The 14,522-nt window shown below is 59.4% G+C and carries 14 protein-coding genes; 11 read left to right on the top strand and 3 right to left on the bottom strand.

What is annotated here, in order from left to right; all coding sequences use genetic code 11:
• Positions 1–18 precede the first annotated feature (18 nt).
• On the top strand, positions 19–1,002 hold the full coding sequence (locus OPU96_RS12990) for a FecCD family ABC transporter permease (RefSeq protein WP_305392801.1): 984 nt from the start codon (positions 19–21) through the stop codon (positions 1,000–1,002).
• On the top strand, positions 1,002–1,769 hold the full coding sequence (locus OPU96_RS12995) for a heme ABC transporter ATP-binding protein (protein ID WP_226455714.1): 768 nt from the start codon (positions 1,002–1,004) through the stop codon (positions 1,767–1,769). The genes OPU96_RS12990 and OPU96_RS12995 overlap by 1 nt, the downstream gene beginning before the upstream one ends.
• A 244-nt stretch (positions 1,770–2,013) precedes the next feature.
• Here the strand turns inward: OPU96_RS12995 and OPU96_RS13000 are convergent, their stop codons facing one another.
• From OPU96_RS13000 to OPU96_RS13010, 3 genes are all read right to left on the bottom strand, one after another.
• A complete protein-coding gene (locus OPU96_RS13000) occupies positions 2,014–2,286 on the bottom strand; it encodes a TfoX/Sxy family protein (RefSeq protein ID WP_010562703.1) in 273 nt (90 codons plus the stop codon).
• Positions 2,287–2,489: 203 nt separating this feature from the next.
• A complete protein-coding gene (locus OPU96_RS13005) occupies positions 2,490–2,834 on the bottom strand; it encodes a pentapeptide repeat-containing protein (RefSeq protein WP_192298896.1) in 345 nt (114 codons plus the stop codon).
• 93 nt (positions 2,835–2,927) lie between these two features.
• The gene (locus OPU96_RS13010; RefSeq protein ID WP_498559171.1) at positions 2,928–4,484 is read right to left on the bottom strand and encodes a bifunctional aminoglycoside phosphotransferase/ATP-binding protein; all 1,557 of its coding nucleotides are present in this window, start codon (positions 4,482–4,484) and stop codon (positions 2,928–2,930) included.
• 118 nt (positions 4,485–4,602) lie between these two features.
• Between OPU96_RS13010 and mrcB the strand changes: the two genes are divergently transcribed.
• The 9 genes from mrcB (at position 4,603) to msrQ (ending at position 14,420) form a co-directional block, all read left to right on the top strand.
• On the top strand, positions 4,603–6,927 hold the full coding sequence (gene mrcB, locus OPU96_RS13015; RefSeq protein ID WP_192298894.1) for a penicillin-binding protein 1B: 2,325 nt from the start codon (positions 4,603–4,605) through the stop codon (positions 6,925–6,927).
• A 16-nt stretch (positions 6,928–6,943) separates the two neighbouring features.
• Complete coding sequence (locus OPU96_RS13020; RefSeq protein ID WP_192298893.1) at positions 6,944–7,678, top strand: tetratricopeptide repeat protein; 735 nt, start codon at positions 6,944–6,946, stop codon at positions 7,676–7,678.
• Positions 7,678–8,007, top strand: a complete 330-nt coding sequence (locus OPU96_RS13025; RefSeq protein ID WP_192298892.1) for a YqcC family protein — start codon at positions 7,678–7,680, stop codon at positions 8,005–8,007. The genes OPU96_RS13020 and OPU96_RS13025 overlap by 1 nt, the downstream gene beginning before the upstream one ends.
• A 431-nt stretch (positions 8,008–8,438) precedes the next feature.
• The gene (locus OPU96_RS13030) at positions 8,439–10,163 is read left to right on the top strand and encodes an acetolactate synthase 3 large subunit (protein ID WP_192298891.1); all 1,725 of its coding nucleotides are present in this window, start codon (positions 8,439–8,441) and stop codon (positions 10,161–10,163) included.
• A 2-nt stretch (positions 10,164–10,165) separates the two neighbouring features.
• The gene (gene ilvN, locus OPU96_RS13035) at positions 10,166–10,657 is read left to right on the top strand and encodes an acetolactate synthase small subunit (RefSeq protein WP_003176102.1); all 492 of its coding nucleotides are present in this window, start codon (positions 10,166–10,168) and stop codon (positions 10,655–10,657) included.
• Positions 10,658–10,704: 47 nt separating this feature from the next.
• Positions 10,705–11,721 carry a ketol-acid reductoisomerase gene (ilvC, locus tag OPU96_RS13040; RefSeq protein WP_003194132.1) on the top strand — a complete coding sequence of 339 codons (1,017 nt, stop codon included), beginning with the start codon at positions 10,705–10,707 and terminating at the stop codon, positions 11,719–11,721.
• Positions 11,722–11,865: 144 nt separating this feature from the next.
• Complete coding sequence (gene pssA / locus OPU96_RS13045) at positions 11,866–12,723, top strand: CDP-diacylglycerol--serine O-phosphatidyltransferase (RefSeq protein ID WP_017734128.1); 858 nt, start codon at positions 11,866–11,868, stop codon at positions 12,721–12,723.
• Positions 12,724–12,786: 63 nt separating this feature from the next.
• Positions 12,787–13,800, top strand: a complete 1,014-nt coding sequence (gene msrP / locus OPU96_RS13050) for a protein-methionine-sulfoxide reductase catalytic subunit MsrP (protein ID WP_226455712.1) — start codon at positions 12,787–12,789, stop codon at positions 13,798–13,800.
• The gene (gene msrQ / locus OPU96_RS13055) at positions 13,800–14,420 is read left to right on the top strand and encodes a protein-methionine-sulfoxide reductase heme-binding subunit MsrQ (RefSeq protein WP_498559172.1); all 621 of its coding nucleotides are present in this window, start codon (positions 13,800–13,802) and stop codon (positions 14,418–14,420) included. The genes msrP and msrQ overlap by 1 nt, the downstream gene beginning before the upstream one ends.
• Positions 14,421–14,522 lie beyond the last annotated feature (102 nt).

Below are 14,522 nucleotides of genomic sequence, written 5' to 3' on the forward strand. Positions count from 1 at the left end.
GGGCTGGCGCTGTTGTGTGTGTTGGCGATTTGGCTCTCATTGGCCCTGGGGCCGGTCAGCCTGCCGTTGTTGGATACGCTCCGCGCGGCTTTGCGCTTGATGGGCGCCCCTGTCGAGGCCCAAGGGCTGGAGCAGGCGGAGCTGATCCTGGGGCAGATCCGTTTGCCGCGTACGTTGCTGGGGCTGGCGGTGGGCGGGGTGCTCGCGTTGTCGGGCGTGGCGATGCAGGGCCTGTTTCGCAATCCGCTGGCGGACCCGGGGCTGGTCGGGGTGTCGAGCGGCGCGGCGTTGGGGGCGGCGATTGCGATTGTCGGCGGCGCTTTTTTTGGCGGTTTGCCGCAAGCGTTCGGCCCTTATTTGTTGTCATTGTGTGCGTTTCTCGGTGGCTTGGGGGTCACCGCACTGGTGTATCGGCTGGGGCGGCATAACGGGCAGACGAACGTCGCGACAATGCTGCTGGCCGGCATCGCTCTTACGGCGCTCGCGGGTTCGGCGGTGGGGCTGTTTACTTATCTGGCGGACGACGCCACCTTGCGCACCCTGACCTTCTGGAACCTGGGCAGCCTCAATGGCGCCAGCTATTCGCGGCTGTGGCCGTTGCTGCTGGTGAGTGCCGCTGTCGCGTTGTGGCTGCCGCGTCGGGCCAAGGCCTTGAATGCGCTGCTGCTGGGCGAGTCCGAGGCCAGCCATCTCGGGGTTGATGTTGAGCGGCTCAAGCGCGAATTGGTGTTCTGTACGGCCCTCGGTGTGGGCGCAGCCGTGGCGGCGGCGGGGATGATCGGGTTTGTCGGCTTGGTGGTGCCGCATCTGGTGCGATTGCTGGCGGGGCCGGATCATCGGGTGTTGCTGCCGGCGTCGGTGCTGGCGGGGGCGAGTTTGTTGCTGTTTGCCGACTTGGTGGCCAGGCTGGCTTTGGCGCCGGCGGAGTTGCCCATCGGTATTGTGACTGCGTTTATCGGCGCGCCATTTTTTCTCTACCTGTTGTTGCGGGGGCGTGCCTGATGCTGCGTGTGGAAGACCTGCAGATCCGTCGCGGCCGCAAAACCGTGCTGGCGGATGTCACCCTGGAGCTGCTGCCGGGTGAAGTACTCGGTGTGCTGGGCCCCAATGGCGCGGGCAAAAGCACGCTGCTCGGTGCGTTGTGCGGTGAGTTGCCGCCGGATCTGGGCGGCGTATGGTTGGATCAGCGCCCGCTGAGCGAGTGGAGTGGTTCGCAGCGCGCGCAACGTTTGGCGGTGTTGCCGCAGTCTTCGTCCCTGGAGTTTGCCTTTCGCGTCGAAGAAGTCGTGGGCATGGGCCGCTTGCCCCATCAGACCGGGCGGATGCGCGATGATGAAATCATCGCGGCGGCCCTGCTGGCGGCGGATGTCGGGCATTTGAGCGGTCGCAGTTATCTCGCCTTGTCCGGCGGCGAGCGTCAACGCGTGCACCTGGCGCGAGTCCTGGCGCAGCTGTGGCCGGGGGAGGCTGGGCAGACATTGTTGCTGGATGAGCCGACATCGATGCTCGACCCCTTGCATCAACATACGACCTTGCAGGCTATCCGCACCTTCGCCGATCGCGGCGCGGCAGTGTTGGTGATTCTTCACGACCTGAATCTGGCGGCGCGTTACTGTGACCGGATCTTGCTGCTGGAGGCGGGGCGTCCCCATGCCCTGGATACGCCAGCACAGGTGATGCAGCCGGAGCCGCTCAAGGCAGTGTTCGGTTTGGATGTGTTGGTACAGCCGCATCCGGAACGGGGGCATCCGCTGATCATTGCGCGCTGAAACGCACTTTTGCGCAGGCAAAAAAAGACCCGGCAAGAGCCGGGTCAAATAACCGTGATTAGCCTGATGAGGAGATAATCTGAGAGTCCGAACCAATGGTCTTTCAGTTATCGGCTGATCTCGCGACCAGTTGTGATAATCATAACGATTCTCATTTGAGAGTCAACATTTGTTTTTGCATGCATTCGTGCTTTTCTCAAACGCTCGTTCGTAACCCCCGTCAACCCTGGCTCTGACCGTCGCGCTAATTCTTCTGGCGCGCCGAGATAGCATCCAATTGACGGTTCAACGCTTCCTTGCGCTCGGCTGGAATGTCATTCCAGTGAACATCCATCAACGCCCCTTCAATTGCATACAGCAAGACTTTCGATGCGCGGAACCCGCGAGTCCGTACAGCTCGGTAGGCGTCGACCGCGCCCAGGCGACGCAGGTCGGACGCACTGTGGATGCCCACCGCATGCAGCCATTGTGCTGACGTCTTGCCGAGGTTTTTCAGGTGTTGCAGCTCATCGTTCATCAAGCCTCCTTGCGACGGCCGAATGGTGCGGTGGGTATCGTGACCAGGCAAGCCTGAAAAGGAGTGTAGCGCTCAGTAGGAAAAGCGTAGTTCTTTGGCCTGAAACGGCCTAAAAGCTTATAAGAATGGTGCGGGGATTTTTTGCAGGGCAGGGATGGAGCACCCCGGAGCACTGAATGTGTCCGGGGCTTTACGGCAGGGAATTACTTGGTGCGATAACGCAGGCGTGTACCGAAATTGACCGACATGAGGATCTCGTCGGCGGTCAGTTCGGGCGGGAAGTAAGTACCGGAGATCTGTGCATGGGCCAGGCTGGCGCCTTCGAGCGAGCACTCGCGCAGATCCAGGCCGCGTAAATCGGCCGAGCGGAAATAGGCGTCGGTGAAGTCCACGCCCGCGGCTTCCAGTTCGCGTAAATCCAGCCCTCGGAAGTCGCCACCGCGCATGTCGATCGTGCCGCCTTTTGGGCGCTCCAGGTTGAAGCCGCGAATATCGTCTTTATGCAGGAGCGAGTAGAGCGGTGTATCAAGAAGCTTCGGCTGACTCATGATGGCAACTCCTGTTAGTTTTATGACGCCATTATAGTGCCACTATTGCTTGGCCGTGCGCCGAAAGTCGGTGACACGGCCAAGAAATTTTTCTTACAGCCCAGGCAGGCGCTGACGGATGTGCGCGACCAAAGCGTCCAGTGTCCCGCTTTCATTGGTTTCGACGCGTTTGCTCAGGAGCAGTTCCTCGGCGCTCAGTGGTTCGCGGTTGGCCTGTTGCTCTTCGATAACGGCCAGTGTTGCGTCGGACGGATCGTTTTTGTCGGCCTGACGTTGTGCCAACCAGCTCTCGATAACGGCTTGTGGTGCGTTGCAGTCCAGGATCAGGAACGGTGCGCCGGTGGCTTCGGCAACCTTGGCGGCGGCGTCGCGTTGTGTGCGCTTGAGGAACGTGGCATCCAGCACTACCGGGAAACCGGCGCGCAGCACGATATCGGCGATTTCATTCAAGCGCGCGTAGGTGGCAGCGCTTGCATCGGCTGCGTAGATGCCGGCCTTGGGTGTGTTCTCGACCTGCTGCTCGCCGAACAGGCGTTTGCGTTCCACATCCGAGCGCAGGCGCACGGCACCCAGTGCCTCGACCAGGCGCATGGCCACCTGGCTTTTGCCCACCGCGGAAACGCCGTGGGTAATTGCCAGGAACCGCGAAGGAATGGTGCTGTAGCTTTCTGCCAGGTTGGCGTAGTTGCGGTACTGGCGCAGGCTGCTGGCGCGTTGCACCGGGCTGGCGTCGCCCGGCATGCTGAACAGCGCGATCTTGGCGCGTACCAGGGCACGGTAGGCTTTATAGAAGTTCAGCACTTCGAGGCCCTGGTAGTCGCCGGTCAGTTCCAGGTATTGGCTGATAAAACGCCGTGCCAGGGATTTGAGGCCACGGTCTTCCAGGTCCATCGCGAGGAAACCGGTATCCGCGTACACGTCGGTGAAACGGAACGGCTCGTTGAACTCGATGCAGTCGAAGATCACCACCTGGCCGTCGATCAAGGTGGCGTTGCCCAGGTGGATGTCGCCGTGGCATTCACGGGTGAAGCCGTCCTGCTTGCGCTGGATGAACAGTGGCTTGAGGCGTTCGAAGCTGCTTTCGGCCCAGGCTTGCAACGCGTCGAGTTGAATCAGGTCGGCCTTGTCGCTGAGGAAGGGACGGATCTGGTCGAAGTTCTGGCGCACTGGTGCCATCACCTCGTCCGGAGTGCCGGCCGGGTGGTCTTGCGCAACTTTCGGTGCCGTCAGGTGGAACTGTGCGATCTGTTTGGCCATCTCATCGATGTGCGCGCTGGTCAGTTCGCCGTTGGCTTGCAAGGTGCTGAGCAGTTGGCTTTGCGGGAACTGGCGCATTTTCAGCGCGTACTCGATGACCGGGCCTTCACCGCCCAGTTGTGGGGCTTCGGCGGTGCCAGTGATCGGCAGCACCTCAAGATACAAATCCTTGGTCAGGCGCTCGTTGAGGCGCAGCTCTTCCCGGCAGAAATGGCCGCGATCATCCAGGGCCGTGAAGTCCAGAAAGCCGAAGTTCATCGGTTTCTTCAGTTTATAAGCGTAGGGCCCAGTGAGTATGACCCAGGAAATGTGGGTCTCGATCACTTGGAATTCTTCAACCGGATGAGGGTACAAAGCCGGGTTTTGCAGGGCTGCGATCAGGGACTGGCTCACGGGCGATCCTTCAAAGACTGGGGGAAATCATGGCGGGCATTATGGCTGCTGATGTCTGCCGTGCAAACCGCTGTCCGGCTCATGTTGATCATCAATAAAGTGCGTATAATCCGCCGCCATGACTCGAACCCGATCTCCCCGTTCCCGTAAAAAACCTCCTTCCCGTGGCCTGCGCCCTTGGCTGGGCTGGGCGCTCAAGCTCAGCCTGGTGGGCCTTGTGGTCCTCGCCGGCTTCGCCGTGTATCTCGATGCCGTGGTGCAGGAGAAGTTCTCCGGCAAGCGCTGGACCATCCCGGCCAAGGTGTATGCGCGTCCATTGGAATTGTTCAATGGCCAGAAGCTGAGCAAGGATGACTTCCTCACCGAGCTTGATGCCTTGGGCTATCGCCGTGAGCCCGTGAGCAACGGCCCGGGCGCCGCTGCCGTCAGCGGCAATACCGTCGACCTGAACACCCGTGGCTTCCAGTTCTATGAAGGCCTGGAAAAAGCCCAGCCGGTGCGCGTGCGTTTCTCCGGCGACTATGTGGCCGAGTTGTCGTCCCTCAACGGTTCGAAGCTGCCGGTAGTGCGTCTGGAACCGCTGATGATCGGCGGGATTTATCCGAAGAACCTTGAAGATCGCATCCTGATCAAGCTCGATCAGGTGCCGCCGTACCTGCTCGAAACCCTGGTCGCCGTAGAAGACCGCGATTTCTACAGCCACTGGGGCGTCTCGCCGAAGTCGATTGCCCGTGCCATCTGGGTGAACACCTCCGGCGGCAAGATGACCCAGGGCGGCAGTACGCTGACGCAACAGTTGGTGAAGAACTTCTACCTGACCAACGAGCGCAGCCTGACCCGTAAGCTCACCGAAGCCATGATGGCGATGCTGCTGGAAGTGCATTACAGCAAGCAGGAAATCCTCGAGGCGTACCTCAATGAGGTGTTCGTCGGCCAGGATGGTCAGCGCGCGGTGCATGGTTTCGGTCTGGCCAGCCAGTTCTTCTTTGGCCAGCCGCTGTCCGAGCTGAAGCTGCATCAGGTCGCTTTGCTGGTGGGGATGGTCAAGGGCCCGTCCTACTACAACCCGCGTCGCAACCCGGAGCGTGCGCTGGAGCGTCGTAACCTGGTGCTTGATGTGCTTGAGCAGCAGGGCGTTGCCACTGCAGAACAAGTGGCTGCGGCGAAGAAGATGCCGCTGGGCGTGACCACGCGCGGCAAGTTGGCTGACAGTTCGTTCCCGGGCTTTATCGACCTGGTCAAGCGCCAGTTGCGTGAAGACTATCGCGACGAAGACTTGACCGAAGAGGGCCTGCGTATCTTCACCAGTTTCGACCCGATCCTGCAGATGAAGGCCGAGGCGTCGGTAAATGACACCTTCAAGCGCATGACCGGCCGCAAAGGCGCCGACGAAGTTGAAGCGGCCATGGTCGTGACCAACCCGGAGACCGGCGAGGTCCAGGCCCTGGTTGGCAGTCGCCTGGCCAGCTTTGCCGGGTTCAACCGCGCGCTGGATGCGGTGCGACCGATCGGCTCGCTGGTCAAGCCGGCGGTTTACCTGACCGCGCTGGAGAAGCCGAGCAAATACACGCTGACCAGTTGGTTGTCGGATGATCCGCTGTCGGTCAAAGGCGGGGATGGCCAGGTGTGGACGCCGCAGAACTTCGATCGCCGTTCCCACGGCACGGTTTTCCTGTACCAGGGCCTGGCGCACTCCTACAACATCTCCACTTCACGCCTTGGGCTTGAAGTGGGCGTGCCGAACGTGTTGAAAACCCTCGCACGCCTGGGCATTACCCGTGAGTTCCCGGCCTTCCCGTCGATCCTGTTGGGTGCCGGTGCGATGACGCCGATGGAAGTCGCGACGATGTACCAGACCCTGGCCAACGGCGGTTTCAATACGCCGATGCGTGGGATTCGGAGCGTGCTGACTGCCGAAGGCGAGCCGCTCAAGCGTTATCCGTTCCAGATCCAGCAGCGTTTCGATGCAGGCTCCATCTACCTGATCCAGAACGCCATGCAGCGCGTGATGCGTGAAGGTACGGGCGCCTCGGTCTATAAGGTGCTGCCGTCGAACCTGACACTGGCGGGCAAGACCGGCACCAGTAACGACTCGCGCGACAGCTGGTTCGCCGGTTTCGGCCAGGATGTGCTGGCGGTGGTGTGGATGGGCCGTGATGATAACGGCAAGACTCCGTTCACCGGCGCGACAGGTGCGTTGCAGGTCTGGACCAGTTTCATGCGCAAGGCCGACCCGCTGCCGTTGAACATGCCGCAGCCGGACAACATCGTGCAGGCCTGGATTGATCCGCACACGGGGCAGGGCTCTGACGCCAACTGTCCGGGTGCGGTACAGATGCCGTATATTCGCGGCAGCGAGCCACCACCCGGCGCCGCGTGCGGTGGCAGTTTGCCTGCTGACGCGGAGTCGGTGATGGATTGGGTCAAGGGCTGGATGAATTAAGCGAAGAGGGTTTCACGTGAACAAGTGGTTGTTTCCAGCTATTACAACTCTGGCTTTGCTCGGTGGTTGCTCCAGCGTGCAGCGCGGCTCCATCCCCGTGGTGGATTCGAGCACCGCTGTCTCCAACAGCGACCGTATCTCGGCCAATGGCGGTTTCCGCCAGACCGTGACCAACCGTCCCGCCCAGGCCCGGCCGCAGGCTGTGCCGCAGGATTCGGGCGTGGTGGTGATGGTGCCGGGTGCTGGCGCCGCGACATCGGCGCCTATCAGTGCCGAGCCGTGGACGCCGGGGCCAAGCACTTCCGGCCCGATCGATTCCACGCCGATCCAGTCGGCGCCGATCAACCAGGGCACCTACAATATGCCGTCGACGCCGAGTGGCATTCCGTCGTCGTCCAATTCCGGCGGCCTGTCGGCCGACGAGCAACTGGACGGCCCGGTGCTGGCGTTGTTGACCACTGCCCAGCAACAGCAGGCCGGTGGCGATTTGAACGGCGCATCGTCGAGTCTTGAGCGCGCCCAGCGTGTGGCACCTCGTGAGCCGCAAGTGTTGTATCGCCTGGCCCAGGTGCGCATGGCCCAGGGTGATGCGCCACAAGCCGAGCAGTTCGCCCGTCGTGGCCTGACGCTGGCCAATGGTCGCCCCGACCTGCAAGCCAACCTGTGGGCCCTGATCGGCGACGCGCGCGCCGCCCAGGGTGATGCCGCCGGTGCTGCTCAGGCGCGGCAGAAAGGCAAGGTCACGTACTGATGGATGCACGGTTTCCCGCAATTGCTGAGCAATTATTGCTGATCGAGCGCGAATTGCGCGTGCAGGGCTGGTGGGACGAGGTGTCCCCCGGCATTGAAGCGCTCAGCAGTGTCGAGCCGTTTTCGGTGGATACCCTGGACTTCCACCAGTGGCTGCAATGGATCTTCCTGGTGCGCATGAAGCAGATCCTCGAACAGGACCTGCCGCTGCCCAACGCCTCGGGGATCCTGGAGATGGCGGAAATGGTCTACGCCGACCGTCCGCGTGAGAGCCTCGGATTGCGTAACGCGCTGAAAAAGTTCGACCAATTGATCGTCGACGCTCGTTAATTGCCTGACTGCCGGGTTTTCCGGCAGTCTTGCGCACATTTCTACCGCTTGACGACATTCAGGCGAGTTTTATCCCTCCTCAAAGCCCTTTCTTCTACGTTCTCATGCGCTTAGTTGGAAAAAAGCGCAATTATTGCTTGACTTGAACGGCCTGAAACAGAAGAATCCAAAGTCCGCTGTATCGGGACTGCCAGAAGCAGGCCCGCTCAGCAGATCATGAGGCGCACACCCGCGCCGACCTGTTACACCCGCAACGCGTTACCTCGCGCTGGGTGGGAAAAGCCCGCAACACTTGGGACGATCCCAATACTTGCTCAGTCAGTGCTGACGTAGTCGGCGACCACCGTCGCTCATGCTCTGTTGAGAAGTAAACCTATTAAGACCCGTCGGTTTTCAACGGACGGTATTCTGGCGTTTTAGAGGTGAACAACGTGGAGCTTTTATCTGGCGGTGAGATGCTCGTCCGCTTTTTGCGTGACGAAGGCGTCGACTATATCTACGGGTACCCAGGTGGTGCTCTGCTGCATGTCTACGACGCACTGTTCAAGGAACCGGCTGTCAACCACATCCTGGTTCGCCACGAACAGGCCGCGACCCATATGGCGGACGGTTACGCCCGTGCCACCGGCAAGGCCGGCGTGGTACTGGTAACGTCCGGCCCAGGCGCAACCAATGCCATTACCGGCATCGCGACTGCTTATATGGATTCTATTCCGATGGTGATCATTTCCGGTCAGGTGCCAAGCACCATGGTCGGCACTGACGCATTCCAGGAAACCGACATGATCGGTATTTCCCGGCCGATCGTGAAACACAGCTTCATGATCAAGCACGCCTCGGAAATCCCGGAAGTCATGAAAAAGGCGTTCTACCTCGCACAGTCCGGTCGCCCGGGCCCTGTGGTGGTCGACATTCCAAAAGACATGACCAACCCGGCGGAAAAATTCGAATACGTCTTCCCGAAAAAAGCCAAGCTGCGCTCCTACAGCCCGGCCGTCCGTGGGCACTCGGGGCAAATCCGCAAGGCGGCAGAAATGCTCCTGGCGGCCAAGCGTCCCGTACTGTACTCGGGTGGTGGCGTGATTCTCGGTGGTGGTTCCGCACCGCTGACCGAACTGGCCAAGCTGCTCAACCTGCCGGTAACCAATACCTTGATGGGCCTCGGCGCATTTCCGGGTACCGACCGTCAGTTCGTCGGCATGCTCGGCATGCACGGCAGCTACACCGCCAACCTGACCATGCACCACGCCGACGTGATCCTGGCCGTGGGCGCTCGTTTCGATGACCGTGTGATCAACGGCGCGAGCAAATTCTGCCCGAATGCCAAGATCATCCACATCGACATCGACCCGGCGTCCATCTCCAAGACCATCAAGGCCGACGTGCCGATCGTGGGTCCTGTAGAAAGCGTATTGACCGAAATGGTCGCTGCGCTCAAGGACATCGGCGAAACGCCGAACAAGGAATCCGTTGCCAGTTGGTGGAAACAGATCGACGAATGGCGCGGTGATCGCGGCCTGTTCCCTTACGACAAGGGTGACGGCAGCATCATCAAGCCACAGACCGTGATCGAGACCCTGTGCGAAGTGACCAAGGGCGACGCCTTTGTGACCTCCGACGTGGGCCAGCACCAGATGTTCGCCGCGCAGTACTACAAGTTCGACAAGCCAAACCGCTGGATCAACTCCGGTGGCCTGGGCACGATGGGCTTTGGTTTCCCTGCGGCCATGGGTGTGAAACTGAGCTTCCCGGACAGCGACGTCGCGTGCGTCACCGGCGAGGGCAGTATCCAGATGAACATCCAGGAACTGTCGACGTGCCTGCAATACGGTCTTCCAGTGAAGATCGTGTGCTTGAACAACGGCGTACTGGGCATGGTTCGCCAGTGGCAGGACATGAGCTACAACAGCCGTCACTCCCATTCCTACATGGAATCGCTGCCGGACTTCGTCAAGCTGGTTGAAGCCTATGGCCATGTCGGCATTCGCATCACCGATCTGAAAGATCTGAAGCCGAAGATGGAAGAAGCGTTCGCCATGAAGGATCGCCTGGTGTTCATCGATATCAAGGTGGATACCAGCGAGCACGTCTACCCGATGCAGATCAAAGACGGCTCTATGCGCGACATGTGGCTGAACAAGACGGAGCGTACTTAATCATGCGGCACATTATCTCCCTGCTTCTGGAGAACGAACCCGGCGCTCTGTCTCGTGTTGTCGGCCTGTTTTCGCAACGTAACTACAACATCGAAAGCCTGACCGTTGCCCCGACCGAAGACCCGACCCTGTCGCGTCTGACGTTGACCACCGTGGGTCACGATGAGGTGATCGAGCAGATCACCAAGAACCTCAACAAGCTGATCGAAGTGGTCAAGCTGGTCGACCTGTCGGAAAGTGCCCACATTGAGCGCGAGCTGATGCTGGTTAAAGTCAAGGCCACGGGCGCCCAACGTGCCGAGATCAAGCGCACTACCGATATTTATCGCGGGCAGATCGTCGATGTGAGCGCCAGCGTTTATACCGTTCAACTGACCGGTACAAGCGACAAGCTGGACAGCTTCATCCAGTCGATCGGGACGGCCTCGATTCTGGAAACGGTACGCAGTGGTGTCACCGGCATTGCCCGTGGCGACAAAGTACTCAGCATCTAAACCAAATTAGCGAATGGCCTTACGGCCTGGATATATAGAGGAACCTCATGAAAGTTTATTACGATAAAGATTGTGACCTGTCGATCATCCAGGGCAAGAAAGTCGCCATCATCGGCTACGGCTCCCAGGGTCACGCGCAAGCTTGCAACCTGAAAGATTCCGGCGTTGACGTGACTGTTGGCCTGCGCAAAGGCTCGGCCACTGTTGCCAAGGCAGAAGCCCATGGCCTGAAAGTGACTGACGTTGCTTCCGCTGTTGCTGCTGCCGACCTGGTCATGATCCTGACCCCGGACGAGTTCCAGTCCTCTCTGTACAAGAACGAAATCGAGCCGAACATCAAGAAGGGCGCCACCCTGGCCTTCTCCCACGGCTTCGCGATCCACTACAACCAGGTTGTGCCGCGTGCTGACCTCGACGTGATCATGATCGCGCCGAAAGCACCGGGTCACACCGTGCGTTCCGAGTTCGTCAAAGGCGGCGGTATCCCTGACCTGATCGCGATCTACCAAGACGCATCGGGCAACGCCAAAAACGTTGCGCTGTCCTACGCAGCAGGCGTGGGTGGTGGTCGTACTGGCATCATCGAAACCACCTTCAAGGACGAGACTGAAACCGACCTGTTCGGCGAGCAAGCCGTTCTGTGCGGCGGTACCGTTGAGCTGGTGAAAGCTGGCTTCGAAACTCTGGTTGAAGCTGGCTACGCGCCAGAAATGGCCTACTTCGAGTGCTTGCACGAACTGAAGCTGATCGTTGACCTCATGTACGAAGGCGGTATCGCCAACATGAACTACTCGATCTCCAACAACGCCGAATACGGCGAATACGTCACTGGCCCGGAAGTGATCAACGCCGAGTCCCGTCAGGCTATGCGCAACGCCCTGAAACGTATTCAGGACGGCGAATACGCCAAAATGTTCATCAGCGAAGGCGCTACCGGCTACCCTTCGATGACCGCCAAGCGTCGTAACAACGCCGCTCACGGTATCGAAGTCATCGGCGAGCAACTGCGCTCCATGATGCCGTGGATCGGTGCCAACAAGATCGTCGACAAAGCCAAAAACTAAGTCGTACGGATCAAGGGAGAACGCGGCTTAGGCCGCGTTTTTTCGTTTGGGGGGCAGGTTCTGGTATAAAGCTGCATCGTTTGCGGGCGAACACTCGCCGCAAGTATCTGTCGAATTTTTTCACACCGTTGCAAGGTAAAGTCCATGAGCGAACGTCCCGAAGAGCCAAACCAGGCTCCTGACGCCGAAAGCCTGCTACCGATCGATGAGCATGTCGAAGAAGGGCATGACGCGGAGGGCCGCAAGGTCCGGCATCGTGGCATCTATCTGCTGCCCAATCTGTTCACTACGGCGAACCTGTTTGCCGGGTTCTATTCCATCATCAACTCCATGAGCGCCCAAAGTGCGCTGGCAGCGGGTGATGCGGTGAGTGCCAGCAAATACTTCGGTTTTGCTGCCATCGCAATCTTTGTTGCCATGGTGCTCGACGGCCTTGATGGGCGTGTGGCGCGCATGACCAATACCCAAAGTGCCTTCGGTGCCGAGTATGACTCGCTGTCGGACATGGTTGCCTTTGGTGTTGCGCCTGCGTTGCTGGCGTTTGCCTGGGCGCTGGGTGATATGGGCAAGGTCGGCTGGATGGTCGCCTTTATCTATGTCGCGGGGGCTGCATTGCGCCTGGCGCGTTTCAATACCCAGGTTGGGACCGCTGACAAGCGTTACTTCATTGGTCTGGCCAGCCCGGCTGCAGCAGGTGTGGTGGCGGGTATCGTCTGGGCATTCAGTGACTACGGTATCCAGGGTTCGAAGATGTCGTTCCTGGTGGCCTTGATGGTTGCGGCCGCTGGCATGCTGATGGTCAGCAACATCAAGTACAACAGCTTCAAGGAACTGGATCTCAAGGGGCGCGTGCCTTTTGTGGCAATCCTGGCCGTTGTGCTGGTGTTTGCAGTGGTCTTCAGTGATCCTCCGCGGATCCTGCTGCTGGCGTTCCTGGTCTATGCCGCGTCGGGCCCGGTTCAGTACTTGCTGCATCTGCGTCGGGACAAAACATTGCCTTAATGTAATTTCCCCCATACTCCGCAGTCTATTGGTGCATCAGTTCTCCAATGCTGCGGAGTTGCCATGTTAATCAAATTGCCAAAAGCGTCCGATTGCCACGAGTCGGATGTCACACCTGAATCCCTTTATTTCTCTCGCCGCAGCTTGCTCGGTGGTGCGCTCGCCGGTATCGCTGCCAGCAGCTTGCCGCGCTGGGCCAGTGCGACTGATGCTTCCCGTTACGCCGATGTTGAGCCGGGCAAGGCACCGAATTGGTTTGCCGAGAAACTGCCTGGCACTCAATGGCAGGCTGTGACGGTGAAGGATGAAGCGATCACCCCCTTCAAGGATGCGACTCACTACAACAACTTCTATGAGTTCGGCACCGGCAAGGGCGATCCGGCAACGAATGCGGGTTCGCTCAAGACCGAGCCCTGGAGTGTTGTGATTGATGGTGAGGTTGCAAAGCCAGGGCGTTATGCCCTGGAAGACTTTATGAAGCCTTATCAGTTGGAAGAGCGGATCTACCGTTTACGGTGTGTCGAGGCGTGGTCGATGGTCATCCCCTGGATCGGTTTCCCTATCTCGGCGTTGCTCAAGCAAGTCGAACCGACCTCCAAGGCCAAGTACATTCGATTTGAAACGCTTCAGGATCCCAAGAGCATGCCGGGCCAGCGTTCGAGTTTTGGTTTGATCGACTGGCCATATATAGAAGGGTTGCGTCTGGATGAAGCGATGAACCCTTTGGCGATTCTTGCCGTTGGCATGTACGGGCGTGAACTGCCCAACCAGAACGGTGCGCCGCTGCGCTTGGTGGTGCCTTGGAAGTACGGCTTCAAAAGCGTGAAGTCCATTGTGCGCATCAGCCTGGTGAGTGAACAGCCGAAAACCACCTGGCAGAGTATTGCGGCGGATGAGTATGGGTTCTACGCGAACGTGAACCCCACGGTTGATCATCCGCGGTGGACCCAGGCGAGGGAGCGTCGCCTGCCGAGCGGCCTGTTCAGTCCCAATGTGCGTGAGACACAGATGTTCAATGGCTACTCGGATGAGGTTGCCTCCCTGTATGCCGGCCTTGATCTGCGGAAGAACTACTGATGCGCTACCCCATCTGGCGCCTCGGCGTTTTTATCGCAGTGGCCGTGTGGCCGCTATTCTGGCTATATGAGGCGTGGAGCTCTGTTCTCGGGCCTGATCCGGGCAAAGTGCTGGTGGATCGGCTGGGCCTGGGGGCGTTGGTCCTTTTGCTGATCACCCTTGGAATGACGCCGTTGCAGAAGCTCAGCGGCTGGGCGGGGTGGATAGCTGTACGCCGGCAGTTGGGCTTGTGGTGCTTTACTTACGTAGTGCTGCATCTGGCGGCTTATTGCGTGTTTGTCCTTGGGCTCGATTGGTCGCAGTTGGGTGTGGAGTTGCGCAAGCGGCCTTATATTATTGTGGGGGCGCTGGGCTTCTTGTCGCTTTTGGTGTTGGCGGTGACCTCAAATCGCTATAGCCAGCGACGTTTGGGGAGTCGGTGGAAGAAATTGCATCGCCTGGTTTACGTGATTCTTGGGCTCGGCTTGCTGCATATGTTGTGGATAGTGCGGGCTGATCTAAAGGAGTGGGCGGTCTATGCATCTATAGGTGTGTTGCTCTTGGCCCTGCGGATACCACCGGTGATGCGCCGAATCCCTCGCCTTATTGCCAAAAAGGCACCTTCTGCAACAAAAGCGTAATTAAAGGTTGACGGCGAATTGTAACTGTCTATAATTCGCCCCACTTCCGGCGCAGTCGAAACGGAAAACTCCTTGGTAAACAATGAGTTACGCAGTTTTCGG

This window comes from Pseudomonas sp. RP-B7 (assembly GCF_059803535.1).

Coding starts and splice junctions, on each gene's coding strand:
- OPU96_RS12995 (WP_226455714.1), top strand. CDS start 1,002: ATGCTGCGTGTGGAAGACCTGCAGATCCGTCGCGGCCGCAAAACCGTG.
- OPU96_RS13000 (WP_010562703.1), bottom strand. CDS start 2,286: ATGAACGATGAGCTGCAACACCTGAAAAACCTCGGCAAGACGTCAGCA.
- OPU96_RS13005 (WP_192298896.1), bottom strand. CDS start 2,834: ATGAGTCAGCCGAAGCTTCTTGATACACCGCTCTACTCGCTCCTGCAT.
- mrcB (WP_192298894.1), top strand. CDS start 4,603: ATGACTCGAACCCGATCTCCCCGTTCCCGTAAAAAACCTCCTTCCCGT.
- OPU96_RS13025 (WP_192298892.1), top strand. CDS start 7,678: ATGGATGCACGGTTTCCCGCAATTGCTGAGCAATTATTGCTGATCGAG.
- ilvN (WP_003176102.1), top strand. CDS start 10,166: ATGCGGCACATTATCTCCCTGCTTCTGGAGAACGAACCCGGCGCTCTG.
- ilvC (WP_003194132.1), top strand. CDS start 10,705: ATGAAAGTTTATTACGATAAAGATTGTGACCTGTCGATCATCCAGGGC.
- pssA (WP_017734128.1), top strand. CDS start 11,866: ATGAGCGAACGTCCCGAAGAGCCAAACCAGGCTCCTGACGCCGAAAGC.
- msrP (WP_226455712.1), top strand. CDS start 12,787: ATGTTAATCAAATTGCCAAAAGCGTCCGATTGCCACGAGTCGGATGTC.
- msrQ (WP_498559172.1), top strand. CDS start 13,800: ATGCGCTACCCCATCTGGCGCCTCGGCGTTTTTATCGCAGTGGCCGTG.